Consider the following 23,470-nt stretch of genomic DNA (forward strand, 5'->3'; position numbering starts at 1 on the left):
CATCCTCTCTCCCCTCTAACGGCATCACCCCCTCAGCAGAACTGACATTACCCAGTAACTCAGCTTCCAAGTAAACCCGTTGATATTGGCTGTGACCTCTGTAGTCGTTGTAATTGTCAGAGACCTGTAACAATTGGATGACATTGGCACGGGCTAGGAGGTCAAAGAAGGCCTTCCAGTTCTCAATCTCTTGTTCCGTTGCAGTTAGTCGGATTTTGGCGGTCATAGTACATCCTAGAGCGGGGTAGATTGTTTGCGATCGGGTTGAGCTTGAGCAGTTCTTCGTGTGAGTAACAGTTTCCCCAAATTTTCCCGTCAAAACAGAGCCAATATTGGAGAGAGGTTTCACCGCCCTCTTCAACGCCAATCACATAGGACTCAATTTCACCTACAACAATTTGACCAAAGCGTTCAAACAAAACTTCTTGACCAATAGAAAAGACTGGGTAGCCTAAAGCATCTGCAATATTGTTTTCTACCCAGTCCCAGAATTGTTGTTGAGGGTTAGAATTCATAGCTTGTACTGAGAAGTAGATTGAAGCCATTGATAGATTCTCTCAGCATCTTTCCCTTCAAGGTCAAGACTATCAGCCCCAAAGCTGATGTATAACTCACTAGGTTTTTCTTCAGAAGATGGAGAATATTTATAGAAAGAGATGCGATGCTCATTGAATCCAATGTTTTTAAAGGTTGTTAACTTGTCGAATTTTTCAACAACGTTTTCAAGCTCATCTCGAATCAGTCTAAACTCTTTGTTGTAGTTGTCAAATATTCTAGCTAAGTCAACTATCTTGCAATGAATTTGACCAATTGAGTTAGCTATTGATGCTAGGTGTTTATCTTCCATTATTCAACCTCAGATTAAGTTGTCAAGAATGATGTTTGGATGATAGCCAATTTTTAGTAGTCTCATCGTTCATACTGTTCTGCAATAAATCAGGGGGTGATTTACACCCCTATGAACTACTTAGTTGTTGTCGTGTTCGTCTACTAACTTAGGTTCAATAACCTCTGAGAGAACAGGCGACGCTTCAACTACGGATGACTGCTCAACAGTAGGCTCTGACTGTCGATTACCTCTGTTGAAAAATTGCTCAATCTGGGTTAACAAATCATACTGGATTTCTTCAGTCTGGCTTGTCTCCTGAGCTGTGATAAAATCGGTCAACACGTTTAATTCACTGTCTACCCGTTGCCGTTCACTGATGGCGATGGGTTTGTTTTTGTGGTTGGTGTCGTAGGCTAGGATACTACAACCAAGAGCGGTTGAGGATGCGACTGTTTTCAACAAAATGTCAAGCTTTGGTGACAATGAGAGAACTGATAACAGTCCAGTACAACCCAACCAGAAACTAACTCGTCTATCAATCCTTTCAGGTATAGAGATTAGAGCCACGCTAGATTCACTCCTGTGATTGCAGAAATCACTACAAAAGCGGTTTTGACTTGATGAAATCTGCTCTTGTTTGACTCAGCATAGTAGACAAGCAGTCCCCCAAGAATGATGGTTTTTGCGAGTAGTAAAACTACTAATACCCACTGCCACCAAACTAGATTAGGCTGAATCAATCGGGCTACCAGTAAGGCAATATTAAATGATGCCAAACTGAGGGCTATTAAGTCAGCGTACCGGGTACTAAGCATAGAGCGTTTCCTTCAGTTGATTGACCTTTTCTCGCCGCAGTTGGAACCGTTCATCAATGCGTCCAATTAACGCCTCTCCTTTGACCAGAGAAAGTGATAGCCGTTGGTTCTGTTCATGCAGTCCGGGTTTGAGTTTTCCGTTGAGATATTCTCCTGTTTTAATCTCGCCATCCCGTGCGTCTAAAATCTTTCCCAGTCGTTGACGTTTGTGACTTTCCTCTGATTTGTAGATGCGTTTAACGGACTCCAAACTGTCGGTATCAGCACTGAACTTTCCCCGTTGTAAGGTGACTTGTTCTTTCAGCTCTTTGGCTTGCAGTTTAGCGGCTTCAACCTCCTCTGGTGTGAGGCGTTCAATCCCGGTGAAATTCCCTCGGTAGTGTTCAGCAAAGTTGTACTGATTGTTGCTGATTGGGGGCGCTGTATTAGCACTTTCAAGAATGCTTTGAGCCTCACTCATGGACTGTGAACCGATGGAACTGTTTTGCTTCTTGCGTAGTCCAAACATTTAATCAATCTCCTTAACGATTGCCGAAACTTTTGCAAAACTGACGGCTAGATTCTCATCCCAGATTTCCGTCTTGGCGTACATTTGAGCCACTTTATCAATGTGTTGGGATGCTAACTGATTAACCGGGATTGAGGCGGCTTTTGCCCACAGCCAGAGGATGAGCATAAAGCTATTTCCGAGTAGAAAGTGAATCATTACTTCCAAAGAACTGAAAAAGTTAACTTCCTTTGTTGTCGTAAGAACAAATCTTACGAAGTTGACCGTCTGAGTCTTTATAGTATTCGTTGCGCGTAATCCTCCAGCGACGATTAAGAACTGAATTGTCTGCATAAACGTTAGAGATTTCACCAGTCTCTTTATCTTTTATCTGCAAATGATCTTGACTGATGATTTTCGCTTCATAGGGTTCATTACTGGGAGTTGCTTCTCCACCAAAAAGCCAATTAAGCACTTTGGTTCCCTCCGAATGAGCGCTTGAGAATTTCCTCAGAGGTTACGGTGAAACTTTCAGCCAGAGGGGTGAACATTCGGTGAGCCAGTTCAGCGCCAAACTGTTTGTTTTGAACTCCGACTTCATCGGCCATGATTAGCAGTTGGGATTTCAGATTGTTGATGGCTTGATGAGCATCTGGGACGGGTGAAAGTTCAGGCTGGTAGGGTTCAACTGGGACTAAAGCAACGGGTTGATCATTTTCTAAGGAGATTGACCGTTGCCATTCCTCATAGGTCATAGTGCCATCTTTCCCACAACAACTTAAATAGTCCAACAGATAACCGTAGCCTTCCTCAGTCAACATTTCCTCTCCCGTGTCCTCATTGACATTAAAAATCTCTGTCCATGTAACCGTTTCTTTAACGCGGGACAAAGGTGACTTTCCACCTCGTCGGGACAGATGCCCCTCAGATAAACCTGTTAACTGAGAAATTTCTGAGATACTGTACATACCTGTACATCCTTAATTTTCAAGGTACTGACGCTTTACGTGTACGTTGTACATCCTTTGATGTACACGTGTACAAATGTTAGATCATGAGTACAGGTATTGTCAACCTACAAGTAAATTATTCTTAAGTGATGCCTCAATTATCGGTAACTGTTACGGATGAAGTTTACGCAATCGTCAAGGCTGTGCTTTTGGCTACAGGCAAGACTCAGAGTTCAGCTTGCGGTGAATGGATTTATAAAGGAGCATTAGCAGAAATGCTTGAATTACAGAAAGCAGGGATTATTAAGCCATCCGATCAACCAAAGACTGAACAGCCAGATGAATAATGCGATCGCATTTCCAGTTCAATGGCCCCCTTGTTTAGCGATCGCACCCTTTACCACCCCAAAAAATTCAGAAAGTTAGGGGATTAGCTGAGATTGGAATGCGATCGGCCACCTGTTAACCTAAGAACAGTTCTTTCCAATTGCTTTCTCCAGTAAGGAAGGGTGTGATGCTTGCCCCTAGCCGTCATGGTTAGGGGTTTTACTTTGGGCTATTTGCGATCGCAACTGCTCAATAGACCTGATCAACTTCCCTGCCGAGTTGGATGTGTACCCCCTCTCCCTTTTTAGTTTTGGGACTGTGTTGGCCAACCAATTCTCTAACTGTATACACCTGTCTACACCACTGTCTACACTGTCTACACCTACCTGTATACACCTGTCTACACCACTGTCTACACTGTCTACACCTACCTGTCTACACCTGTCTACACTACTGTTAACAGATTGCCTGAGCGTTTCCAGTTCTTCACTCAGGCGTTCAGCTTTCCCAGGCGTTCCTCTAACTCCTCAAAACGTTCATCCAGTCTTGTTTGTAGCTGTTCTAATTCCTCTCTTATATCAGGGGTGTCTACACTGTTAACGGGGGTGTATACAGTGTCTACAGGACTGTTAACAGGGGTGTCTACACCTTGACTGATGGACAGTAACAATCTCTTAGCTGCAAGATTGAGACTTTCACCCGGTTCACACTGCCCTCTAAGCCAGTCCAGTTCACTATTTGAGAGTCTAAAGCTAATCAGTTCACTTGCCATGTCTACAGTGTCTACACTATCCGTTTACTGGTGTCTACACCCTACTAGCAGATAGACTAGACTAAAATATCATTGGCCATGTTGAAAGATTTAAGTTACGCCGCCTTCGGATTGTTGGTGATGATTCAGAAAAAGTTTAGCGATCGCCCATTCCTTCTCAAAGACGTTCTCAATCGGGGTGAGTCAGCCAGCTCAACCAAGAAACTGTTAAGGGAGTTGGTAGATGCAAGTTTTATCTCATCCGGTCAACTCAAGCAATCAGCAACAGGTTATTTTTCAGTCCCACATTACCGACTGATTCAACCCCTACCTATCTCCTTTCTGAATGATGAGGCAACAGACCAGTTAGTTAGAGAGACAGTAGAACTGAGACAGTAGAAAAATTGAGAGTTAAGCATAGAGGTTAAGCACCCTTCTCTTGAGGGGTGTTTTTGTTGTGTGCGGGATGATTAACAGAGAGTTGTGCGGATTGTGTGCGGGTTTAAAACTCCTTCTGTATAAAGCTTGTGCGGGGTGTGCGGGTTTTACCTTATTTAAATGGGAAAATAAAAAACAAATAATTAAAGAGAGTTACTAGAGAGTATATTTACTTACCTCTTTTAATGTTGATGGTGAAATCAAGGGTTAACTCTCTGGGCCTGGACACCACAAAATGAAGCACTCACAGAGACGGTTAAAACTGTGTTTTGGTTAACCCGTTGGTGAAGCGTTCAAAACAATCAATAACAGAGAGCTGTCAAAACCGTCTCCGTACAGTTGTTATAGAGTAAAGTAAGGAGCAAAGGAGAAGTTGACTAGAGTTCAAGGTTTTTATTTTTTGAAGTCAGCCCCCTAGCTGGGTGTTTTTGAGTTTAGCTAAATGTGATAAAGTTAGAGATTGGGACTTTTTTTTGTGGAAACCTGGGAGTAAAAAACAATGGCTCAACAAACGTTGAAAGGAACGAACCGAAAGAAAAAGAGAGTATCAGGTTTTCGGGTGCGGATGCGAACCAAAAATGGTCAAGCGGTGATTAAAGCGCGTCGGAAAAAAGGACGCGCTCGTTTGTCGGTCTAGTGGGTTGAATGATCCAAAAGCCGCCGAGCGCAAATTCTACTGTTGAGATTCTGGTGAGATGTTACCCAAAGTTAACCGACTCTGGCATCCCCAAGACTTTAAATCCGTTTACACTCGTGGAGTGCATCGCAAGACTTCTCATCTAACCCTGAGAGCATTACGATGTTCTCCTCAAGCTGTCAAAACTCAAAAAACAGCTAATCAGACGACAGTGCGACCGACTCGCATCGGGATTTCGATTAGCCAAAAAGTCAGTAAACAAGCGGTGATTCGCAACCGAATTAAACGACAAATTCGGGCAGCATTCCGTCAACTGTTGCCGAAGCTGTCGAGCGGTTGGGATATTGTTATCGTGGTCAAACCAACAGCATTAGAGTGCAATTCTGACAAATTTCTGCAAGAATTAGAACTGTTGTTGGTACAAGCAGAGGTAATCAATGGCTACTCGGGAGGAAACATTTTATGAGGGAGGCCCCCATGTGGGAGACCTGATCCTCAATCTATTGATCGGACTGACTATTATCGGGTTGCCCCTGGCTGTTGGTGCAGTGGTGAGGGCTTTATGGTTGCGCTACCGCATTACCACCCGTCGGGTTTCAGTGGTCGGCGGCTGGATGGGAGGCGAGCGCACCGATATCGTTTACTCAGAAATTGTCAAAGTTGCGAAAGTGCCAAGGGGATTTGGACTGTGGGGAGATATGGTGCTGACCCTCAGAAATGGTAGTCGCCTAGAACTACGCGCCCTTCCCCGATTTCGAGAAATCAACGATTTTATTGAAGAAAAAATTGCTTTGAAGGCGAAGCAATCTAGTGGCAACTAAGGCTCAAAAAGATTTTTGTCAAAATTTTGTCAAAATAAACTCAGTTAAATCGCCAAGTTCCTCCCCGATTTTCACGGCATTTTCAGAGCCAGAAAATCAGACAATCAATCATCCCCACAAGGGCAGAGAGATTGTGTAAATTAGTGATAAAAGACTCGCAAGCAGATAGATTATCTCATAAGACGAATGGACTTTGGTATAGGTTTTCTCTCAAACAACATTATGTTGCCGATCCTGGATTTTTTCTACGGGATCGTGCCGAGCTACGGTTTAGCAATCGTCGCTTTAACGTTAGTCATCCGCTTTGCTCTTTATCCTCTCAATGCTGGCTCTATCCGTAATATGCGCCGCATGAAAGTGACTCAGCCCTTAATGAAAGATCGAGTCGAGAAGATTCAGCAACAATACAAGGATGACCCCGTAAAACAACGGGAGGAAATGAGCCGAGTCTACAAAGAACTTGGTAATCCGTTGGCCGGATGCTTCCCCTTGTTACTTCAGATGCCGATTTTATTTGCGCTGTTTGCCACGTTGCGAGGATCACCGTTTTCCGATGTCAACTACACGGTAGAGCTAGAAATCTTTCCGAAGGAACAGATCGAACGCATTCAACCGCAAGCCTATACCACCAAACCGCAAAACGTCTACATCGCCGATGGTGTTCACTTCTCGACTGTGGCTTTGCTACCGGGAGGAAATCGCCTGGTTGAAGGAGAAACGGCAAAGGTAGAATTAGAAACGGCTCAGGGTGAATCCCTAAAAGCTAAACTGGGAAACTATCCAGATACTCAATTCAAACAGAAATGGACTGTACTCAAAGGATCAGAAAAAGTTCAGATCGATGATCAAGGTAATATCGTTGCCTTAGAACCCGGACAAGCGACCCTACAAGGCACCTTAAAAGGAATTGCTGCGGATAAAGGCTTTCTGTTTATCGATGCTCTGGGTCGAGTCGGTGCCTTTGATGAAGATGGCGTGATTCACTGGGACATTGTAGGCATGATTTTAACCTTTGGGATCAGCCTGTATCTAAACCAAGTTCTCTCTGGGCAAGGAGCCAGTGCGAGTAGCGGAAATCCTCAGCAGGATACGATCAATAAAATTACTCCAGTTCTGTTTACGGGAATGTTTTTCTTCTTCCCCCTTCCGGCGGGAGTATTGTTGTATATGCTGATTGCCAACATTTTCCAAACAGCGCAGTCGTTTATCCTCTCACGAGAACCCTTACCGGAGAACCTTCAGAAAATTGTTGAAGAAGCCAATTCCAAAACGGTCAAAGCAGTCCCTTCATCGGGAGGAGGAACCGGAAAACGAACTTCACTTCCTTTTGAACCCGGAAGTTCTAAAAAGAAAACATGATGCAAGCAATGGATGAAGATCAAATGCAACAGGGCAAAGAATGGCTAGAAGAACTCCTCAAAGTCGGGGCGCTCTCCTCAGCCGTTCAAGTTGCTCAAGAAGAAGACAGTTGCTGGTTAACCATTAACGAAATAAACCTCTCTGCCAAACAAATTACAGCCTTAACAGGTTTCAATGGTGAAGTGTTGGATGCTCTTCAATACTTGATTAACACCGTCGTCAATTTGGGCAAAGAAGAAGAGGAAAAAGCGGCTTACACTGTAGAATTAAACGGATATCGATTCCGTCGTTATCAAGAACTCAGCGCCTTAGCTGAAAATGCCGCCAAACAAGTTCAACAAACCGGAGTAGAACTAGAGATTAAATCTCTCTCCTCGGTAGAACGCCGCTTAATTCATAACATATTGAAAGACAGCGAAGATATCGAAACCTACAGTCGAGGACAAGAACCTGACCGTCGGTTAGTCATCAAGGTCAAAAGTTAGTATAAACTCAGCATTTTCATCGTGTCCATTTCCAGTCCTGGGAGTAGCAGCCTTATGGATGCCATCTACATCCCTCACCTGCTAAAAGTACCTCAGCGCAGTCTAGAGTTTCAGTTTGAGGAATTTCTCCCCGAACTCGAAACCCTCACACCCGTTAGAGGTCGTTTGAGGGTAACTCATCAAACAACTTACATCGAAGTCACGGCTCAAGCCGAAACGATCGTTACACTCACCTGTCATCGGTGTCTCAAACAGTATAACCATCGCCTGAAAGTCGATACATCCGAAATGATTTGGTTGGATGTCTCCGCTCATCAAGCTTCTGTCAATGCCCTAGAGGTGGAAATGAATGTCGAAGACCTGGTGGAAACCCTATCTCCCCAAGGTCACTTTGAGCCGACAGACTGGTTATATCAGCAATTGTGTTTGCAAACCCCTTTGCGACAACTGTGTGATGGGCCGTGCGAACCGCCTCAACCCACAGCAAAACCCACAACAACAACTTCAGAAACTTCAGTCGATAGCCGATGGGCGGCTTTAGAATCTCTCAAACAACAACTATCTGGGTAAAATCCCCATCTGCAAGCAAAAACCCTAAATCAATTCCCCCTTAAAGTTGCTGAAGTTGAACTAGCCACCATCAAAAGCCGGATGACCAAATTTAGTGAGGAGTTGGAGTTACTCCTGCGATCGCGCTACTCCTTAATCTACATTCCCACCTTAGAAGAAGAGCGGATTGAAATGGCGATCAAACAATCCGCCAAACAGCAAGGAAATCGAGCCGTCTATATTTGGGATTTTGTGGAAGGCTATCAAGAAGGCAATCCGAATGACCAGGGATTTGGCTGCCGAAATCCTCTTCAGGCGCTAGAATTTGTCGAAAAACTGGCAGATTCTAGCCCCGCGATTTTCATTTTACGGGACTTTCATCGCTTCCTCGATGACCTCTCAGTTTCTCGTAAACTTCGCAATCTCGCCAGACGCTTAAAGTCTCAACCGAAAAATATTATTCTCATCTCGCCGCAGGTGGCAATTCCCCAAGACTTGAGTGAAGTGCTAACGGTTCTCGAATTTCCTTTACCCGATCGCCCGGAAATTCAAGCTGAGGTTGAACGGTTATTAGCCGCCACAGGACATCGGCCCGATGTTCGTCAACTTGATGAGATGGTGCGCTCTTTTCAAGGACTTTCTATTGAACGCATCCGCAGGATTTTAGCGAAAGCGATCGCCACTCACGGAGAACTGCGTCTCGATGATCTCGATCTGATTTTAGAAGAAAAACGGCAAACGATTCGTCAAACTCAAATTCTAGATTTCTATCCCGCCCAAGAAAATATTTCCGATATCGGAGGCTTAGATAACCTCAAAGATTGGCTACTACGGCGGGGAAGTGCCTTTTCCCAACAGGCTCGACAGTATGGCCTGCCCTATCCGCGAGGATTGCTGCTCGTCGGAATTCAAGGTACCGGAAAATCCCTCACAGCCAAAGCGATCGCTCACCATTGGCACCTACCCCTATTACGCTTGGATGTGGGGCGGTTATTTGGGGGTTTAGTGGGAGAATCGGAATCAAGAACCCGACAAATGATTCAACTCTCAGAAGCCCTCGCGCCCTGTGTGTTGTGGATAGATGAAATTGATAAAGCGTTTTCGGGAATGGATGGCCGAGGGGATTCTGGAACCGCTAATCGCGTGTTTGGGACGTTCATCACCTGGTTGGCTGAAAAAACCTCACCTGTGTTTGTGGTGGCGACGGCTAATAATATTCAGTCCTTACCGCCGGAAATCTTGCGGAAGGGGCGATTTGATGAAATCTTCTTTGTCGGTTTACCTTCCCAGGAAGAACGACTAGCTATTTTTGAGGTGCATTTATCCAAACTACGGCCTCATGGCATCAAAAATTATGATATAAACCGTTTAGCTTATGAAACTCCCGATTTTTCTGGGGCTGAAATTGAACAAATTCTGATTGAAGCGATGCACATTGGTTTTAGCCAAAATCGTGACTTTACCACTGAAGATATTTTAGAAGCCGCCAGTCAAATCGTTCCCTTGGCTCGTACCGCCCAAGAACAAATTCAATTTCTGCAACAGTGGGCGGCGGCGGGGAAAGCACGGCTGGCGTCTCGCAATAGCAATCTGAGTCCTCGCTTTCCCGCAGAGGATTAAGCTATAGTTAAATTCTCTTTGACTCAGGTATCGTTAAATTCTCTTTTAATATTGATGTCTTATCGCTCACCCCTGACAACTTCCCGTTCACCTATGAGCTTTTACAACCTCTTCAAGTTTTTAGTTGGGTTTGTGTTAGCATTTGTGATTCTGGCAGGTGCTAGCGTTGCGGCTGCTCTCTATTTTGCGGCTCGGCTCACCGAACTTCCCGAACGACCGACTTTTGCTAACGACGCTCCACCGACGGCTCAAGCGGCTAGCAACGCACCAAAACCGACTCCGACAGCAAATCCGACTCCTAGCCCCACTCCTGCCGCTCCGAAGTTACCAGAGGGCGCGTACAGAGCGGTTGTTGTTCAACCGATTGGCTTGATTTTACGGGACAATCCGAGTTTTGATGCGAATCGTATTGGCGGGGTCGGTTATCAAGAGGCGGTTATTGTTTTAGAGGAAAGTCAAGATAAAAACTGGCAGCGTGTACAGGCGGAAGAGGATAGTAACCGTGTGGGATGGGTTAAAGGTGGTAATACCGAACGACGACAATAGTGCAGAATTTTTTCAATTTTTGAGCCGCTCAACCCGTTGGAATTTCAGTTGAGGCACGATTAAATCGTGTCTTTTATCATAGAAAAATACAGATACTCAATATTTTTTATTAAGTTTTAATAATTGTCGGATTGATTTCAGGAAAAACAGCGAACTATGTTAAGAAAGTTGGACAAAAATCAATCTTAGTTGCAATACCCAATGGATCGCTTCACCACAGAGAGTCCAAGTGTTAGTGTGATTAGACACATGACAAATGACTGATTAAAAAAACTTCATTCGGGAAAAAACAAATGTACAAAAAAGATTCAAAAGGTGATCCCGTCGTTGCTGTTGTAACGGCTTCCTTGGGTGCTGGGGTCGCAACTTCTTTTGCAGTTGCTCAAGGTCAAAGTCCCTTCGTTGCTTTAGGAATAACAATATTCGCTGGTCTTGCCGCTTTTCTTCTGGATCGAGCAGGTTTGGTGTAAATCAAAACTGCCTGAGAATAGAGGGCTAATATAGAATAGAACAAACGATAAGTCAAAGGCGGATTGTCTTTGACTTGTTGTTTCCATAAATTTTTTAGCACCTGAATTATCATGGACTCTTATGCTTATCTTCATCTGGCAGTCGTCTACGAAGACCCTTCTCAATACCCATTAAAACCGCCTGCAAGTATTAATTGGAACAAATTTTCATCTCTGACTTACCGCTATTTTTTATCTCTGGCTTTACTCGTCGCTGTCTTATCCGTTTCTCAATCTGCTTCGGCTCAGGTGATTCGTGAAGGCGATCGCGGAAGCGAAGTGAGTGCGATCCAAAGCTCCTTACAATCTTTAGGTTTCTTCAATTCTAATGTTACAGGTTTTTTCGGGCCAATTACTCGTGAGGCCGTCATTCGCTTCCAACAATCTCGGGGACTGTCGGCCGATGGGGTTGTTGGCCCGAATACTTTAGCTGCTTTGGGACTCAGCCAACCTCAAAATCCACCGTTTCCTCCAATTAGTCGAGCCGTCATTGGTTTAGGTCAAGGGGATAGCGGCCCTGGAGTCAGGGATTTACAAACCCGTTTACGTCAGTTGGGTTATTTTAACACTGAACCGACAGGCAATTTTGGGTCAATTACTCGTGATGCAGTGATTCGGTTTCAGCAAGTCAACCGCATTCCTGTAACCGGGTTAGTCAGCGAAGAAACCCTGGTTTTTCTCAATAACAGAATTCCGACTCTTCCGGGAAACCCAAATCCCACTCCTCTGCCTTCAGGAACACTCAAACGAGGAGATACCGGGCCTGCTGTGGGGGTCTTACAACAACGGCTATTCCGCTTAGGCTTTTATAACGGACAAATTAACAACTTTTTTGATGTTGCCACAGAACAAGCGGTGATTCGTTTTCAACAAGCTTACGGAATTCAACCCACAGGTCAAGTCGGGCCAACAACCGTAAGTTATTTGATCAGCGCCACAGGAGAGGGAATTCCGTCAGTTCCCAGTGTTCCGATTGTTAATCCTCCAGTCAACCTGCAATTAGGCGATCGCGGAGGTTCTGTCAGTGTATTACAGCAAAGATTGCGAGTATTAGGCTACTATAGCGGCCCGATGAATGGGATTTTTGATTTAACGACTCGACGAGCTGTACTGGCTTTTCAGCGAGATTATGGTATCGCTCAGACGGGAGTTGTTGGGCCGACAACTCAATCTTTTCTGGTCAGAGCAGTTCCTGAGTTTCAACCTGTAGCTGTTTCTCAAGTGCCGAATTGGTTCGCTCCCCAAGGTCGGCCGTTTAATATTGCCCCACAACCCAACCTACTGCCCCCTCAAGGTCGTCCGACGGTGATTTCTGAGGTTTATGACGGAATTGTACCTCAAGGTCGTCCGACGCTGATTCCCGAGGTGTCTGACGGGGTTGTTTCTCAAGGTCGTCCGTTGAACCCTTCTCCATTAACTCCAATTTCACCTGTAGCGACTTATCGCAGCGTTGTGAGTGTTGGAGATACAGGCTTTGAAGTCAGAAAAGTTCAACAACGACTGCGAGAGTTGAACTACTACCGAGGGCCGATTAATGGGTTTTTTGATCGCACGACTGAAGATGCAGTGCTTCGCTTTCAAAGGGCGAATGGGATTACTCAAACGGGTGTAATCGGCCCGACAACACGCATTTATATGTTTAATAGCGCTCAAGCTTCTGGGTCTACTTCGAGGGCGGATGCTTCTCCTTCTGTCGCTTCTCCCTCAACTCAAACGGCTCAAACTCTCCCGTCAACCCCGACGCTCAAAACTGAAAATCCTCCTATTCGTACCGCTAGCGTACAAGAGTTACAGAAACGCTTGCAAGTTCAAGGACTTTATCAAGGGCCGATTGACGGCGTTTACAATTCTCAAATGGAAGTTGCTCTTAGCAAAGCACAAGAACTCTATGGTACCAGTGCCAATGATGTGCTGTTCGGCGGGTTACAATCTAAATAAAATTGCAGGGCCGACTGTTTACATTTTGGCGGGGAAAAAAACTTAAATTCCCCGCTCTTGTCCCTACTCCATGTCATCTAATTCTGAGTCTGATTCTGATAAGCTGTATTCAGTTTGTTCTGCGATCGCCTGTGAGCAAGACCATTCACTGGAAATTAGAGAAGGCCAACCCATTCTTAATGCTTCGTAGCAAACGGTATGAATTGTCAATTGACAGTCTAATAAGTGCAGTCCCGATTTCTCGGCTTGCTTCATCCCGATTTTAGAAATAGAATCATTTTTGAACTCTATTGTCTTGTTACACTGAACGCAAACTAAGTGATGGTGATGATGGGGATAAGGTTGATTAATTTCGTAGTGTTTATGGCCTTCGGCAAGTTCGAGTTCTCGCAAAATCCCCAATCGTGCCATTAGTTTGAGGCTGCGGTATATTGTTGATAAGCTGATCGGTTCTCCTCGGCTTTTGAGAAGGTTATACAAATCTTCTGCACTCAGGTGATTTCCTTTGGGAAGATTTTGAAAGACGTGCAGAATAGTTTCCCGTTGAGGAGTTAGACGCCAGCCCTTATTATTTAGTTCAGATTTGAACGAGGAAGAAGTGTATAAAGGCATAATTTTGTTTTCAATAAAGCTTTCATACTGAAAATGATACACAACAAGCTCAGTGATTGTCAAAAAAGCTGCTTATTGAGAATAACTAGCTATAACAAGAATTAGAGACTCCCTCGGCATCCTTATCATTAGCCTTTAGGACTCATTCTAGGTTGATTTTTTGTTTTTTAGTATTGTTAGGTACAGCTTTTTTACAAGATATCGTTCCGCCTAGCAATATTCTACCATTTTTCGGGGTTCACTTTACCAGAAGCTGATAAAAATTCTATCTTCTGACTGAGTTTTCCCCCCTGAAAAACATCTTAATCGGGTTGAAGTTGCAATGTAATCCGAATCGTATCATTAATATCGGCGGGAGGTTGCCACAGTTGTAGCGATCGCCGTATTCGATCAAGTACAATCACCTCATTTGTACGATCACGCAGGGAGAATGTCGAGTTGATGTCATCCCAGATAATCCGTTCTACATTTCCTTGACTGACGACCACCTCAAAAATTACTTCACCTCGAATCCCTTCGGGTAAGTTAACCCCTTGTAAATATCGGTTTAATTCAGTTATTATATCTTGATCTAACCCCTCAACGGCAAGAACTTTTAAGCGAGAACCTGAACGGATAGGAACATTACTCGGTTGACGAGAAAAAGTAGGAGTTGGCGGTGCAATTTCGACAGAACGAACTCCTCCACTACTTGGTCTTGGCTGTTGCAGGGGAGTCGGAGCATAACTAGGAACTGCATTTGACATCCCATTAGGTTGGGGTTGAGAACCAAAAATCCCCTCATAGCTTACTCCTTCTGGTAATTCTACCGGAATTTGTACCGTGCGGCGCGTTCCATCTGGATCAACTCTCACCTCTTCACTGACGGCGACAAATGCGGTATACTGCGACAGTAAGCGGTAATCTAGGGCGGTTTGTGTCACAGCCTCAACACCGGATTTTGTTTCACCGCCAAACATTTGATTCATTAAGTGTTTAATTTTTGCTCTTCCCCACAACTGAGCAATGGCAATATTACCAAAATCTTGCTCACTTCTTGCAGATGAATTAGAGCCTGAACCCTTAACATTGTTTGGGGGTGCAAAGTTTATGGGGATGATTTGTTCATAGCGATCGCCACTGGCTGTTATTCCCCTAATTTTCAGTTTACCACTGCGATGATCAGTTTTTCGTCCAAAAATAACTAAAGGCTGACTATCAAATAAATCAGGTAATCTCACCGGATAAACTTCGACAGGTTCTCCAACGCCATCCCAACTGACTTGAATATTCGTAAGAACAGGATTATTGATTTGACTCAAGAATGATTCTACCACATCTTCTGTCGGTTCATCAGGGCGAGTAATTTGGGAACTTCCTCGTCCAATTTCGGCTAAACGGTTTAATAAAAAGCGATTAACTGAACTTCCCACGCCAAAACTATAGAGTCTATTTCCTGATTTTAGCTGTTTTTTTACCTCAGCGATTACTTCATTTTCATTGCCAATATAACCATCTGTAATTAACACAATACTGCGTAACCGTTCCGTAGGAGGAGAGGGAAAATTCATCACCGTTTGAATTCCGTTTAACAACTCGGTTCCGCCATTAGCTTCGAGTTGATCAATATATGCCATTGCTTTTTGTTGGTTGGCGACTGTATTGGCTAAAGGAGTCGCTGAAAGTGCGGTTGTTGTGTCAGAAAAATCGATAATAGTAAACGTATCATTGGGATTTAAAGCTTGGATAAATCGTCGCATTAGTTGTTTAGACTTTGCCAGGGGTTCACCCCGTTGAGAACCCGATGTATCCATCAGAAAGATGACATCTTTAGCGACAATTTCGTTTTGATTATATTCTAAAGCCGGAATCAAATAAGTCGCAAAATGTCCGCCTCGAGAATCAGCTTGGGTGAGAGTGGTTATTTTTGTATTCTCGCCGGAAACCTGATAACGGATGATTAAATCTTTATTGGGAATGGTATCCGCTTCAGCCAGACTTACCTCAATTTTATCTCCTCGATTTTGAGTTAAAATCTGATGATAAGGAGAGGTAATCTGTTGACCTAAAACCCCTGCATCAATTTCTATCTTTACATTGATATCATGTCCAGATCTAGTCGCTGGAGGAAGGACAGGCGGGGTAATTCGAGACGCATCAGGGACTCTTTCTGTATCCCGTATCAGTCCATTATTCGGAGTTCCTGGAATATAACGAGGACCTACGACCATCGGAAAGACAAATTCATAGTTTCCCCCTTGAAACTTCAGACTTTCGGTATAGCGAATTTTGACTTCAATTTGTTCACCCGGTTTAATATTTGCGAGAGACTGAGTAAAAATATTATCTCGTTCTTGTTCAAGTAAAGCAGTGGTATTTCCTGCTGCTTTTGCTTGTTCATAAATGGCTTTTGCTTCCTCTCGTTTTTTGAGAGTTGATTTAATAATGCGATCGCCAATTTTAATTTCCAGATGATCAACGGCGGCTTCATCGGGTAAGGGAAAAACATAAATCGCTTCTAAAGCTTCATCAAAGGGATTTTCAAAAATCTGAGTCACTTCGACTCGAGAAATATTTCCAGAAATTTTCGCAGAAACATCAGTTTTTTTAAGAGGAAATATCGATGAAATATCCGTTTCCGATAAAACATACAATCCTCCAACCGTACATTTTGAGGTACAATGAGGAGTAGGGAAACGAGAAGGATTAGCTTGAGCCAGTGTTTTAATATTAGAGGCGGAGAGAATGGGTTCAGAAACAGCCAAAGCCAAAGCATAATTTAAGGGAATCTGAGTAAAGAGAAAAGCCCCTAGCAAAACTCTCGATAAAACTTTAAAATTATAATAAAATAGCATATTGACTAAAAAAATAGAGCAGTAAAACAATTATTGATAAAAAATCAATATATAGGACAAATATATGCGGCAACTTTTCAAGATATTAGAAGTATTTAAGCCGGATTTATTCAGATTTATTAATCGATATAACCTGTTAAATCATCCAAGAAAAGTAGGCACAATTCCGACAATTTACAAAAAAATAACAGTGAGAATAAACGAATTAAAATTTGGGGGATGAAGGTTGATCCCCCTAGAGAGGGGTAGGTTATAAATAGTCAAATCGAAAAGATTTTGTGGCACAATACAGACTAGGCCTCTGGATTGAGTTGGGATGGGTAATTTTTATGACTAAATTTGTTTTTGTTACAGGTGGAGTGGTTTCGAGTATCGGGAAAGGAATCGTTGCAGCAAGTTTAGGGCGTTTGCTGAAATCGCGAGACTATTCGGTATCAATTTTGAAATTAGACCCCTATATTAACGTCGATCCGGGTACAATGAGTCCGTTTCAACATGGAGAAGTCTTTGTCACCCAAGATGGTGCAGAAACCGATTTAGACTTAGGCCACTACGAACGCTTTACAGACACCTCCATGTCGCGTCTCAATAGCGTTACCGCCGGATCGATCTACCAAGCCGTGATCAACAAAGAACGACGAGGAGACTATCAGGGAGGAACCGTACAAGTCATCCCTCATATCACCCATGAATGCAAAGAACGCATTCGCCGAGTCGCCCAAGACACCAACCCCGATGTTGTGATCACCGAAGTCGGGGGAACCGTCGGGGATATCGAATCTTTACCCTTTTTAGAAGCCATTCGTCAGTTTCGCAAAGATGTTGGACGCCAAAACGTGATTTATGTTCACGTCACCCTGGTTCCCTATATTGCTTCAGCCGGGGAGATGAAAACCAAACCGACTCAGCATTCCGTCAAAGAACTGCGATCAATTGGAATTCAACCCGATATTTTAGTCTGTCGCTGCGATCGCCCGCTAGCAAAAGGCATCAAAGAGAAAGTCTCCGAATTCTGCGATGTCGAAGTTGAATCCGTGATTATGGCTCAAGACGCCCAAAGTATCTATGAAGTTCCGTTAATTCTCGAACGAGAAGGACTCGCCCAACAAACCCTAGAATTACTTCATCTCGAACCCCGTAAACCAGAACTGCGGGCTTGGCAAACCTTGGTGGATCGGCTGTATCATAGAGACAGTGATAATTTAGGCACCAAACCGCCATCAGTCGAAATTGCGATTGTCGGAAAATACATTCAACTCACCGATGCCTATCTGTCTGTCGTCGAAGCCCTGCGTCATGCAGCGATCGAAATTGGGGTAGAGTTGAATATTCGTTGGGTCAACTCCGAAGAAGTGCAGGACAAAGGCATAGAATCCTGCTTAGAGAATATTAATGGCATAATCGTTCCGGGAGGGTTTGGGATTCGAGGAATAGACGGTAAAATTGCTGCAATTCAGTATGCCCGTGAACAGAAAATCCCCTTCTTAGGACTGTGTTTAGGAATGCAATGTAGCGTGATTGAATGGGCGCGTCATATTGCTAAACTAGAAAGAGCTGATAGTGCAGAGTTTGACCCGGAAACACCCAATCCGGTGATCAACCTTTTACCAGAACAGCAAGATGTCGTTGATCTCGGTGGTACTATGCGCTTGGGTTTATATCCCTGTCGTTTGCAACGAGACACCTTAGCGTATCAACTTTATCAGCAGGAAGTGGTTTATGAACGCCATCGCCATCGTTATGAATTTAACAACGCCTACCGGAATCTGTTTTTGGAATCCGGTTATCAGATTAGTGGGACTTCTCCCGATGGTCGCTTGGTGGAAATGGTGGAACTCCCGAATCATCCCTTCTTCATTGCGACCCAATTCCACCCGGAATTTCAATCTCGACCGAACACACCTCACCCTTTGTTTCAAGGTTTGGTGAAAGCTGCTAGCAACACAGAAGCATTTTTGAACGTTCCTATTGATCTACAGCCAACCGCCTCAGCCTCCCCAGAGAACCCCAAGGACTCTAACCGTGTTCACTCTCCGGCTGAAGTTTCCTAGCCTAGCATCATTAGGTTGCTACAGATTGGATTGAGAAACCATTTGTCGGGTAACTTGTTTTTGATCCCCCTACGCATCGATTCCGAGGTTTGAGGTACTCCTGTGGCTTACTGGATTAAAATTTCAGAGGACAGAAAAGAATATATTGTCAATCTAGATAGGATTGGTGCTTTTTGTGTGGAACTCAACCAGAGGATCAAATTTTGGTTACCCGATAGTGGTCAGCCGATAGTTGTTAATGGACAAAGCAATCCTGAAGTCTATCAGATGTTTTGCAACTACATTGACAAGACTCTCAGCCAAGTCACTCATGCTTACTGGATTCGGATTGAGTACGAACGCAAAGAATACTTAATTAATTTAGCTCGGATTCATACCTTTACTTGCGATACCGGAAAGCGAATCACCTTTTGGCTACCCGATGGCGTTGAACCGATTATTCTCAATCCCCAGACTTACCCAGAAGTTTATCATCAAGTTCAAGACTATATTCGCACAACAACAGGTTACTCCCTTCCTTAGCTTCAAACCCTAAAAAAAATATTAACAAATTTTAACTTTTCGTTGCATTATCGTAACGTAGAAAGAATGAATAAGTAAACCTACCTAATGTAGCATCCTAGCTCTGGGAAAGGATGAATTCGAGAACAAAAAGATTGTTAAGATTTGAAGATGCACAAAATTAGTGTGATAGAATTGCTGTCTCAGTACGCACAGGGAAGGCGAAACTTTAGTGGCATTAGCATAGAAAAAGTAGATTTATTCGAGGCAGATATAGAAGGAATCAATTTAGCAGACAGCACACTCAACGAAGCATATATGCCCTATGCAAACCTGAGTTATGCCAACCTACAAAACAGCGAAATTGTAGCAGCAGAACTTGGAGATATTCGACTCTATCAAGCGAACCTATCAAATGCGAATCTAAAAGGCACTAACTTGTCAAGAGCTAACTTGCGCTACGCTAATTTACAGGGTGCAAACCTATCCAATGTAAACCTACAAGGAGCTGACTTGTACAATGCGAATTTGAGTAATACTAACTTGCGATCTGCTGATTTAAGTGGGGCTAATTTAGAACAAGCAAAACTCAGTAATGCTGAACTGTCAGGCTGCAATTTGTTCCGAGCAAAAATGGCTGATCTGTCTGAGGCTAAATGCGATCGCACAACCATTGGGCCAGAGGGATATTAAACAGTCAACAGTTTTGTAGGGGCGGGTTCCATACTTATGTATGTTTTCCCTGAAGGAACCTACATAAACCCGCCCCCCACAGTGAACAGTTTATAGCGGACAGGGGACATGACTAAATTCAGTCAACTCATGGGAAAATAGGGAGATAAAGCGATCGCAAGAAATATTTAATGTGTAGGCATCATACCCGATAACTACCTCAAAATCCGATGAGAATTTTAGTTGTTGAGGACGATCAACGCATCGCCAAAGCCCTATCGAGAGCCTTGCAAGCCCAAAACTATGTTATCGATATGGCTTTTGATGGCGAAGCGGGTTGGGATTTTGTCCAGGCTTTCGAGTACGATTTGATTGTACTGGATGTTATGTTACCCAAACTCAATGGTATCAGCCTGTGTCAACGTTTGCGTCAGGCAGGCTATACAATGCCTGTACTCATGCTCACCGCCAAAGATACCAGTAACGACAAAGTAATAGGCTTAGATGTAGGTGCCGATGACTACGTGGTTAAACCCTTTGATTTACCGGAATTAGCGGCAAGAATTCGAGCGTTACTCCGTCGGGGCAACTCCATCTTACCACCTGTTTTAGAATGGGAAAAACTTAGGCTAAATCCCAATACCTGCGAAGTCAGTTACAACCAAATCCCCCTACATTTTACCCCTAAAGAATACAGTTTGTTAGAACTATTTCTACACAATCCTCAACGGGTTTTTAGTCGCAGCAATATTTTAGAACATCTCTGGTCTTTTGAAGATCCGCCCAGCGAAGAAGCCGTTAAAGTTCATATCAAAGATATTCGCCGCAAACTCAAAAACTTAGGCGCCCCTCCCGATCTGATTGAAACTGTTTACGGAATAGGATATCGCCTCAAACGCAGTTGAAACAAGGCAACAGGGAAAATATATAATTCATAATTCATAATTCATAATTCATATGATGATTTTGAATCTGACCCCGAAACCGAAGCAATACTCTACAAAGACTTTCTTGGAGTGGGTGAACCCGTTGAGGTTGGTAGAACGATTAATAATCCCTGGCATTGTGACCCCGAAGAAAATTGGGCGCCGCCAGGGACAAAATATAACGAGGTCAGTCTATTCTGTAGAAAGAGTAAACCCCGATTTCTTACAAACCTCATACATCTCTTAGTAAAAAGGTCGAAAACTAAGTAGTATCCAGCGCAAGATGTACGAGAGTAGGATTCTGTAAAAAGCAAATGACTAGGTGTAATGCTTAGTATACGCGCTACGTACAGACTGTAGTTATCAAAGATAGTGAGAATTAGCAATGATTATGTCTAAGAATTCAACTGAATTGGAATGGAGAGATATTGATTGGAAGAATACTCAATCATATGTCGAAAAGTTGCAAACCAAAATCTATCAAGCTAACAAGTCAGGCGATGTCAAACGTATGCGTCAATTGCAACACACATTAGCCAGAAGCTTTCGAGCAAGATTGTTAGCAGTCCGAAAAGTTAGTCAAGACAATCAGGGTAAGAAAACGGCAGGTGTTGATAGAGTTGCATCTATTACTCCTAAACAAAGATTGGCTCTGGCGGAAACGCTGAGATTCGATGGAAAAGCCAAACCTGTTAGACGTGTTCAAATTCCTAAAGCCAATGGTAAAATCAGAAATCTAGGAATCCCTACGATTGAAGATAGAGCCAAACAAGCCTTAGCAAAATTAGTGCTTGAACCTCAATGGGAAGCCAAATTTAGTGGTGCATCATATGGTTTTCGTCCGGGACGTTCGTGTCACGATGCTATTGGAGATATCTTTTCAGGTATCAACAAAAGTGGACATGACAAAATCATCTTAGATGCAGACATTTCAAAGTGTTTCGATGAAATTAACCACAAATATCTCTTGAGTAAACTGGAGACTTACTCAGGATTAAGAAAACAAGTAAAATCGTGGTTAAAAGCTGGTGTACAAGTAGGATTTGGTCAAAAGAATTACGAAGAAACTGATAAAGGAACCCCGCAAGGGGGAGTTATCAGTCCATTACTTGCCAATATAGCTCTACATGAACTAGACGAGTATTGGTCAAGTATTGATTGGGCAAAAATCATTAGATATGCCGATGACTTCGTACTACTAATAGACCTTAAGAAATATTCTGGAAACAGAATAGAAATAATGAGAGATAAAAGACTTGAAACTTGTAAAAGAAAAGTTCTTGAGCGAGTCAGCAATAATTTATCAACCATAGGTCTAAAGATTAGTGAGGAAAAGACCAACTGGACTGACACATTTACAGGTTTTGATTTCCTAGGTTTTAATGTCCGACAATACAAAGTGGGTGCATACAGAAGTGCTAAGAAAAATATGGGAAACCAACATTGTAAGAAACAACCAATAGCACTAGGATATAAAACTCTAATCAAACCTAGTAAGAAATCAGTCCTAAAACACTATCACAAGCTAGCCGAAATCATCAAAACACATGAAAATGCTCCCAAAGAAGCACTAACTGCTAGACTCAACCCGATTATTCGAGGTTGGTGCAACTACTACCAATACGTTGTGAGTAAAGAAACATTCTCAAAAGTAGATTGTTTAGTCTACAGAAGATTAAAGAGAATGCTACATCGTAAATATCCCAAACGGGGAGAAAAATGGATTTTCAAAAATTGCTTTGAAAGGATTGGAAAGAGAAAATGGGCTTACGGAAATCTACTTGAACACAATAAAACACCAATAGTCAGACACGTCAAAATCAAAGGAGATAAATCGCCTTTTGATGGAGATAAAATCTATTGGGCTAAGAGATGTCACAAACATTCAGGACTAACCCAAAGACAACAATACTTGTTCAAAAAGCAAAATGGTAAATGTAACTGGTGCAATGGACAATTTACGATTGATGACTTAAACCGGATGGAGATAGACCACATCAAGCCAAAGTCATCGGGTGGAACTAATGACTGGAGTAATCTCCAAATCCTACACAGACATTGCCATGATTCCAAAACTGCTCAGGATGGAAGTCTGAAAAGAAAGAAATCAGAGGATGTAGTGACTACATCATCAACTGAACAGAATGTTAGTACAGATGAATTTCTGTGGTAACTAGAGAGGAGCCGAGTGAGGTGAAAGTCTCACGCTCGGTTCTGAAGGAGAGGTAGGAGATGAAAGTCTCCTATCGACTCTAACGATGTTGGTTGCCGTTGCCGTTTTGGGAATTGCAGCCGCAGCAGCTTTCTTTCGTCCCCAGTCCCAATATCAAACGGTCATGGTTAGCCGTGACTCCGATGTTCCTCTGAGTGAAAACTGGGAGGTTAAGGAAGTCGTTAATGGCACAACCTTAAAAGCATCGAAGAGTTAGAATTAGAGACTGTTCCTAAAGAAAAAATAAAGAAAAGTGCCAACTCAAATTTAAAATTGTAGAAATATAGAGTAAACTTTAATTAAAGTAGATAGCAAGACAACCCTATTCCTCAGATTGAAAAAATAAGCGAGGTTTACTTATGTTTAAAAAAGAGCTATTTAAATGTCTAGTGTTTTTATTTTTGTTATTGGGAATATTTGGGGTAACAAGTCTCCCGACTTTAGCGGCAGAATGTGGAGAGTCTTTGTTTAAAGAAGAACTGATTACCCCACAACTTCAACAAGTCAAACAGCGTTTTTTAAATTTAGCTAACTCCTTTCAAGCTGATAGTAATGTCGATAGTATTTTTGAAGTAACTATCGAAGGAAAATCTATAGAAGA

General features: G+C 43.1%; 30 protein-coding genes. 19 read left to right on the plus strand and 11 right to left on the minus strand.

Going from position 1 to position 23,470, the window contains the following annotated elements:
• Nucleotides 1-182 precede the first annotated feature (182 nt).
• From WN50_RS18940 to WN50_RS18975, 8 genes are all read right to left on the minus strand, one after another.
• The gene (locus WN50_RS18940; RefSeq protein WP_049560281.1) at nucleotides 183-515 is read right to left on the minus strand and encodes a hypothetical protein; all 333 of its coding nucleotides are present in this window, start codon (nucleotides 513-515) and stop codon (nucleotides 183-185) included.
• On the minus strand, nucleotides 512-847 hold the full coding sequence (locus tag WN50_RS18945; RefSeq protein ID WP_046279936.1) for a hypothetical protein: 336 nt from the start codon (nucleotides 845-847) through the stop codon (nucleotides 512-514). The genes WN50_RS18940 and WN50_RS18945 overlap by 4 nt, the downstream gene beginning before the upstream one ends.
• A 120-nt stretch (nucleotides 848-967) precedes the next feature.
• Nucleotides 968-1,291, minus strand: coding sequence for a hypothetical protein (locus WN50_RS18950; RefSeq protein ID WP_152964869.1), 324 nt, complete (start codon nucleotides 1,289-1,291; stop codon nucleotides 968-970).
• 95 nt (nucleotides 1,292-1,386) lie between these two features.
• Nucleotides 1,387-1,644, minus strand: coding sequence for a hypothetical protein (locus WN50_RS18955; protein WP_049559388.1), 258 nt, complete (start codon nucleotides 1,642-1,644; stop codon nucleotides 1,387-1,389).
• Complete coding sequence (locus tag WN50_RS18960) at nucleotides 1,637-2,152, minus strand: hypothetical protein (protein ID WP_049559378.1); 516 nt, start codon at nucleotides 2,150-2,152, stop codon at nucleotides 1,637-1,639. Before WN50_RS18960 ends, WN50_RS18955 begins: the two co-directional genes overlap by 8 nt.
• Nucleotides 2,153-2,350: a hypothetical protein gene (locus WN50_RS18965; protein WP_049560285.1), complete on the minus strand. Its 198-nt coding sequence runs from the start codon at nucleotides 2,348-2,350 to the stop codon at nucleotides 2,153-2,155.
• A 22-nt stretch (nucleotides 2,351-2,372) separates the two neighbouring features.
• Nucleotides 2,373-2,606 (minus strand): hypothetical protein, encoded by a 234-nt coding sequence (locus WN50_RS18970; RefSeq protein WP_049560288.1) that lies wholly within the window; start codon nucleotides 2,604-2,606, stop codon nucleotides 2,373-2,375.
• The gene (locus WN50_RS18975) at nucleotides 2,599-3,099 is read right to left on the minus strand and encodes a hypothetical protein (protein ID WP_049559372.1); all 501 of its coding nucleotides are present in this window, start codon (nucleotides 3,097-3,099) and stop codon (nucleotides 2,599-2,601) included. The genes WN50_RS18970 and WN50_RS18975 overlap by 8 nt, the downstream gene beginning before the upstream one ends.
• 131 nt (nucleotides 3,100-3,230) lie before the next feature.
• Here WN50_RS18975 and WN50_RS18980 point away from each other — a divergent pair, with 131 nt between their 5' ends.
• Nucleotides 3,231-3,428: a hypothetical protein gene (locus WN50_RS18980; protein ID WP_046279205.1), complete on the plus strand. Its 198-nt coding sequence runs from the start codon at nucleotides 3,231-3,233 to the stop codon at nucleotides 3,426-3,428.
• Between the two features lie 470 nt (nucleotides 3,429-3,898).
• Here the strand turns inward: WN50_RS18980 and WN50_RS18985 are convergent, their stop codons facing one another.
• Nucleotides 3,899-4,180: a hypothetical protein gene (locus WN50_RS18985; protein WP_049560290.1), complete on the minus strand. Its 282-nt coding sequence runs from the start codon at nucleotides 4,178-4,180 to the stop codon at nucleotides 3,899-3,901.
• Between the two features lie 78 nt (nucleotides 4,181-4,258).
• On the opposite strand from WN50_RS18985, the gene WN50_RS18990 reads away from it, so the two are divergent.
• The 11 genes from WN50_RS18990 (at nucleotide 4,259) to WN50_RS19035 (ending at nucleotide 13,061) form a co-directional block, all read left to right on the plus strand.
• Complete coding sequence (locus WN50_RS18990; RefSeq protein ID WP_049560293.1) at nucleotides 4,259-4,558, plus strand: hypothetical protein; 300 nt, start codon at nucleotides 4,259-4,261, stop codon at nucleotides 4,556-4,558.
• 538 nt (nucleotides 4,559-5,096) lie between these two features.
• Nucleotides 5,097-5,234 carry a 50S ribosomal protein L34 gene (gene rpmH / locus WN50_RS18995; RefSeq protein ID WP_049560297.1) on the plus strand — a complete coding sequence of 46 codons (138 nt, stop codon included), beginning with the start codon at nucleotides 5,097-5,099 and terminating at the stop codon, nucleotides 5,232-5,234.
• Nucleotides 5,235-5,292: 58 nt separating this feature from the next.
• Entirely contained in the window at nucleotides 5,293-5,700 is a 408-nt protein-coding gene (rnpA, locus tag WN50_RS19000) for a ribonuclease P protein component (protein ID WP_049560300.1), read from the plus strand.
• Complete coding sequence (locus WN50_RS19005) at nucleotides 5,672-6,055, plus strand: PH domain-containing protein (protein WP_049560303.1); 384 nt, start codon at nucleotides 5,672-5,674, stop codon at nucleotides 6,053-6,055. The genes rnpA and WN50_RS19005 overlap by 29 nt, the downstream gene beginning before the upstream one ends.
• A gap of 186 nt (nucleotides 6,056-6,241) precedes the next feature.
• Entirely contained in the window at nucleotides 6,242-7,414 is a 1,173-nt protein-coding gene (gene yidC, locus WN50_RS19010; RefSeq protein WP_049560306.1) for a membrane protein insertase YidC, read from the plus strand.
• The gene (locus WN50_RS19015) at nucleotides 7,411-7,899 is read left to right on the plus strand and encodes a Jag family protein (protein WP_425354826.1); all 489 of its coding nucleotides are present in this window, start codon (nucleotides 7,411-7,413) and stop codon (nucleotides 7,897-7,899) included. Before yidC ends, WN50_RS19015 begins: the two co-directional genes overlap by 4 nt.
• A gap of 54 nt (nucleotides 7,900-7,953) precedes the next feature.
• Nucleotides 7,954-8,469 (plus strand): YceD family protein, encoded by a 516-nt coding sequence (locus WN50_RS19020; protein WP_049560309.1) that lies wholly within the window; start codon nucleotides 7,954-7,956, stop codon nucleotides 8,467-8,469.
• A gap of 81 nt (nucleotides 8,470-8,550) precedes the next feature.
• Entirely contained in the window at nucleotides 8,551-10,068 is a 1,518-nt protein-coding gene (locus WN50_RS19025) for an AAA family ATPase (protein ID WP_049560312.1), read from the plus strand.
• 93 nt (nucleotides 10,069-10,161) lie between these two features.
• Complete coding sequence (locus tag WN50_RS19030; RefSeq protein ID WP_049560347.1) at nucleotides 10,162-10,614, plus strand: SH3 domain-containing protein; 453 nt, start codon at nucleotides 10,162-10,164, stop codon at nucleotides 10,612-10,614.
• A gap of 293 nt (nucleotides 10,615-10,907) precedes the next feature.
• Nucleotides 10,908-11,084 (plus strand): hypothetical protein, encoded by a 177-nt coding sequence (locus tag WN50_RS35420; RefSeq protein WP_200906315.1) that lies wholly within the window; start codon nucleotides 10,908-10,910, stop codon nucleotides 11,082-11,084.
• A 111-nt stretch (nucleotides 11,085-11,195) separates the two neighbouring features.
• Nucleotides 11,196-13,061, plus strand: a complete 1,866-nt coding sequence (locus tag WN50_RS19035) for a peptidoglycan-binding domain-containing protein (RefSeq protein WP_049560316.1) — start codon at nucleotides 11,196-11,198, stop codon at nucleotides 13,059-13,061.
• Nucleotides 13,062-13,124: 63 nt separating this feature from the next.
• Here the strand turns inward: WN50_RS19035 and WN50_RS19040 are convergent, their stop codons facing one another.
• Both WN50_RS19040 and WN50_RS19045 read right to left on the minus strand, forming a co-directional pair.
• Nucleotides 13,125-13,673 (minus strand): ferric uptake regulation protein, encoded by a 549-nt coding sequence (locus WN50_RS19040; protein WP_049560318.1) that lies wholly within the window; start codon nucleotides 13,671-13,673, stop codon nucleotides 13,125-13,127.
• A 302-nt stretch (nucleotides 13,674-13,975) separates the two neighbouring features.
• Complete coding sequence (locus WN50_RS19045; protein WP_049560324.1) at nucleotides 13,976-16,507, minus strand: VIT domain-containing protein; 2,532 nt, start codon at nucleotides 16,505-16,507, stop codon at nucleotides 13,976-13,978.
• A 329-nt stretch (nucleotides 16,508-16,836) separates the two neighbouring features.
• Here WN50_RS19045 and WN50_RS19050 point away from each other — a divergent pair, with 329 nt between their 5' ends.
• The 7 genes from WN50_RS19050 to WN50_RS19075 form a co-directional block, all read left to right on the plus strand.
• Nucleotides 16,837-18,558, plus strand: a complete 1,722-nt coding sequence (locus WN50_RS19050) for a CTP synthase (protein ID WP_049560325.1) — start codon at nucleotides 16,837-16,839, stop codon at nucleotides 18,556-18,558.
• 102 nt (nucleotides 18,559-18,660) lie between these two features.
• On the plus strand, nucleotides 18,661-19,080 hold the full coding sequence (locus WN50_RS19055) for a hypothetical protein (protein ID WP_049560329.1): 420 nt from the start codon (nucleotides 18,661-18,663) through the stop codon (nucleotides 19,078-19,080).
• A gap of 150 nt (nucleotides 19,081-19,230) precedes the next feature.
• Nucleotides 19,231-19,752: a pentapeptide repeat-containing protein gene (locus WN50_RS19060; RefSeq protein WP_049560332.1), complete on the plus strand. Its 522-nt coding sequence runs from the start codon at nucleotides 19,231-19,233 to the stop codon at nucleotides 19,750-19,752.
• A 209-nt stretch (nucleotides 19,753-19,961) separates the two neighbouring features.
• The gene (locus tag WN50_RS19065) at nucleotides 19,962-20,636 is read left to right on the plus strand and encodes a response regulator transcription factor (RefSeq protein WP_049560335.1); all 675 of its coding nucleotides are present in this window, start codon (nucleotides 19,962-19,964) and stop codon (nucleotides 20,634-20,636) included.
• Between the two features lie 412 nt (nucleotides 20,637-21,048).
• The gene (ltrA, locus tag WN50_RS19070; RefSeq protein WP_082172494.1) at nucleotides 21,049-22,830 is read left to right on the plus strand and encodes a group II intron reverse transcriptase/maturase; all 1,782 of its coding nucleotides are present in this window, start codon (nucleotides 21,049-21,051) and stop codon (nucleotides 22,828-22,830) included.
• A gap of 85 nt (nucleotides 22,831-22,915) precedes the next feature.
• A complete protein-coding gene (locus tag WN50_RS34730) occupies nucleotides 22,916-23,086 on the plus strand; it encodes a hypothetical protein (RefSeq protein ID WP_160315405.1) in 171 nt (56 codons plus the stop codon).
• 142 nt (nucleotides 23,087-23,228) lie between these two features.
• Nucleotides 23,229-23,470: hypothetical protein (locus WN50_RS19075; protein ID WP_049560341.1), on the plus strand; the 242-nt coding region annotated here is incomplete at its 3' end.

It is taken from the genome of Limnoraphis robusta CS-951, assembly GCF_000972705.2.

Bases quoted from the DNA above. Each gene is read 5' to 3' on its own strand.
- WN50_RS19030 (WP_049560347.1), top strand. From the start codon at position 10,162: ATGAGCTTTTACAACCTCTTCAAGTTTTTAGTTGGGTTTGTGTTAGCA.
- WN50_RS18975 (WP_049559372.1), bottom strand. From the start codon at position 3,099: ATGTACAGTATCTCAGAAATTTCTCAGTTAACAGGTTTATCTGAGGGG.
- yidC (WP_049560306.1), top strand. From the start codon at position 6,242: ATGGACTTTGGTATAGGTTTTCTCTCAAACAACATTATGTTGCCGATC.
- WN50_RS34730 (WP_160315405.1), top strand. From the start codon at position 22,916: ATGTTGGTTGCCGTTGCCGTTTTGGGAATTGCAGCCGCAGCAGCTTTC.
- WN50_RS19025 (WP_049560312.1), top strand. From the start codon at position 8,551: ATGACCAAATTTAGTGAGGAGTTGGAGTTACTCCTGCGATCGCGCTAC.
- WN50_RS19020 (WP_049560309.1), top strand. From the start codon at position 7,954: ATGGATGCCATCTACATCCCTCACCTGCTAAAAGTACCTCAGCGCAGT.
- WN50_RS18985 (WP_049560290.1), bottom strand. From the start codon at position 4,180: ATGGCAAGTGAACTGATTAGCTTTAGACTCTCAAATAGTGAACTGGAC.
- WN50_RS19050 (WP_049560325.1), top strand. From the start codon at position 16,837: ATGACTAAATTTGTTTTTGTTACAGGTGGAGTGGTTTCGAGTATCGGG.
- WN50_RS18940 (WP_049560281.1), bottom strand. From the start codon at position 515: ATGAATTCTAACCCTCAACAACAATTCTGGGACTGGGTAGAAAACAAT.
- WN50_RS18955 (WP_049559388.1), bottom strand. From the start codon at position 1,644: ATGCTTAGTACCCGGTACGCTGACTTAATAGCCCTCAGTTTGGCATCA.
- WN50_RS19060 (WP_049560332.1), top strand. From the start codon at position 19,231: ATGCACAAAATTAGTGTGATAGAATTGCTGTCTCAGTACGCACAGGGA.
- WN50_RS19065 (WP_049560335.1), top strand. From the start codon at position 19,962: ATGAGAATTTTAGTTGTTGAGGACGATCAACGCATCGCCAAAGCCCTA.
- WN50_RS18990 (WP_049560293.1), top strand. From the start codon at position 4,259: ATGTTGAAAGATTTAAGTTACGCCGCCTTCGGATTGTTGGTGATGATT.
- WN50_RS19005 (WP_049560303.1), top strand. From the start codon at position 5,672: ATGGCTACTCGGGAGGAAACATTTTATGAGGGAGGCCCCCATGTGGGA.
- WN50_RS19045 (WP_049560324.1), bottom strand. From the start codon at position 16,507: ATGCTATTTTATTATAATTTTAAAGTTTTATCGAGAGTTTTGCTAGGG.
- WN50_RS19035 (WP_049560316.1), top strand. From the start codon at position 11,196: ATGGACTCTTATGCTTATCTTCATCTGGCAGTCGTCTACGAAGACCCT.
- WN50_RS18980 (WP_046279205.1), top strand. From the start codon at position 3,231: ATGCCTCAATTATCGGTAACTGTTACGGATGAAGTTTACGCAATCGTC.
- WN50_RS35420 (WP_200906315.1), top strand. From the start codon at position 10,908: ATGTACAAAAAAGATTCAAAAGGTGATCCCGTCGTTGCTGTTGTAACG.
- WN50_RS18960 (WP_049559378.1), bottom strand. From the start codon at position 2,152: ATGTTTGGACTACGCAAGAAGCAAAACAGTTCCATCGGTTCACAGTCC.
- WN50_RS18965 (WP_049560285.1), bottom strand. From the start codon at position 2,350: ATGATTCACTTTCTACTCGGAAATAGCTTTATGCTCATCCTCTGGCTG.
- WN50_RS19015 (WP_425354826.1), top strand. From the start codon at position 7,411: ATGATGCAAGCAATGGATGAAGATCAAATGCAACAGGGCAAAGAATGG.
- WN50_RS18945 (WP_046279936.1), bottom strand. From the start codon at position 847: ATGGAAGATAAACACCTAGCATCAATAGCTAACTCAATTGGTCAAATT.
- WN50_RS19040 (WP_049560318.1), bottom strand. From the start codon at position 13,673: ATGCCTTTATACACTTCTTCCTCGTTCAAATCTGAACTAAATAATAAG.
- ltrA (WP_082172494.1), top strand. From the start codon at position 21,049: ATGTCTAAGAATTCAACTGAATTGGAATGGAGAGATATTGATTGGAAG.
- rpmH (WP_049560297.1), top strand. From the start codon at position 5,097: ATGGCTCAACAAACGTTGAAAGGAACGAACCGAAAGAAAAAGAGAGTA.
- rnpA (WP_049560300.1), top strand. From the start codon at position 5,293: ATGTTACCCAAAGTTAACCGACTCTGGCATCCCCAAGACTTTAAATCC.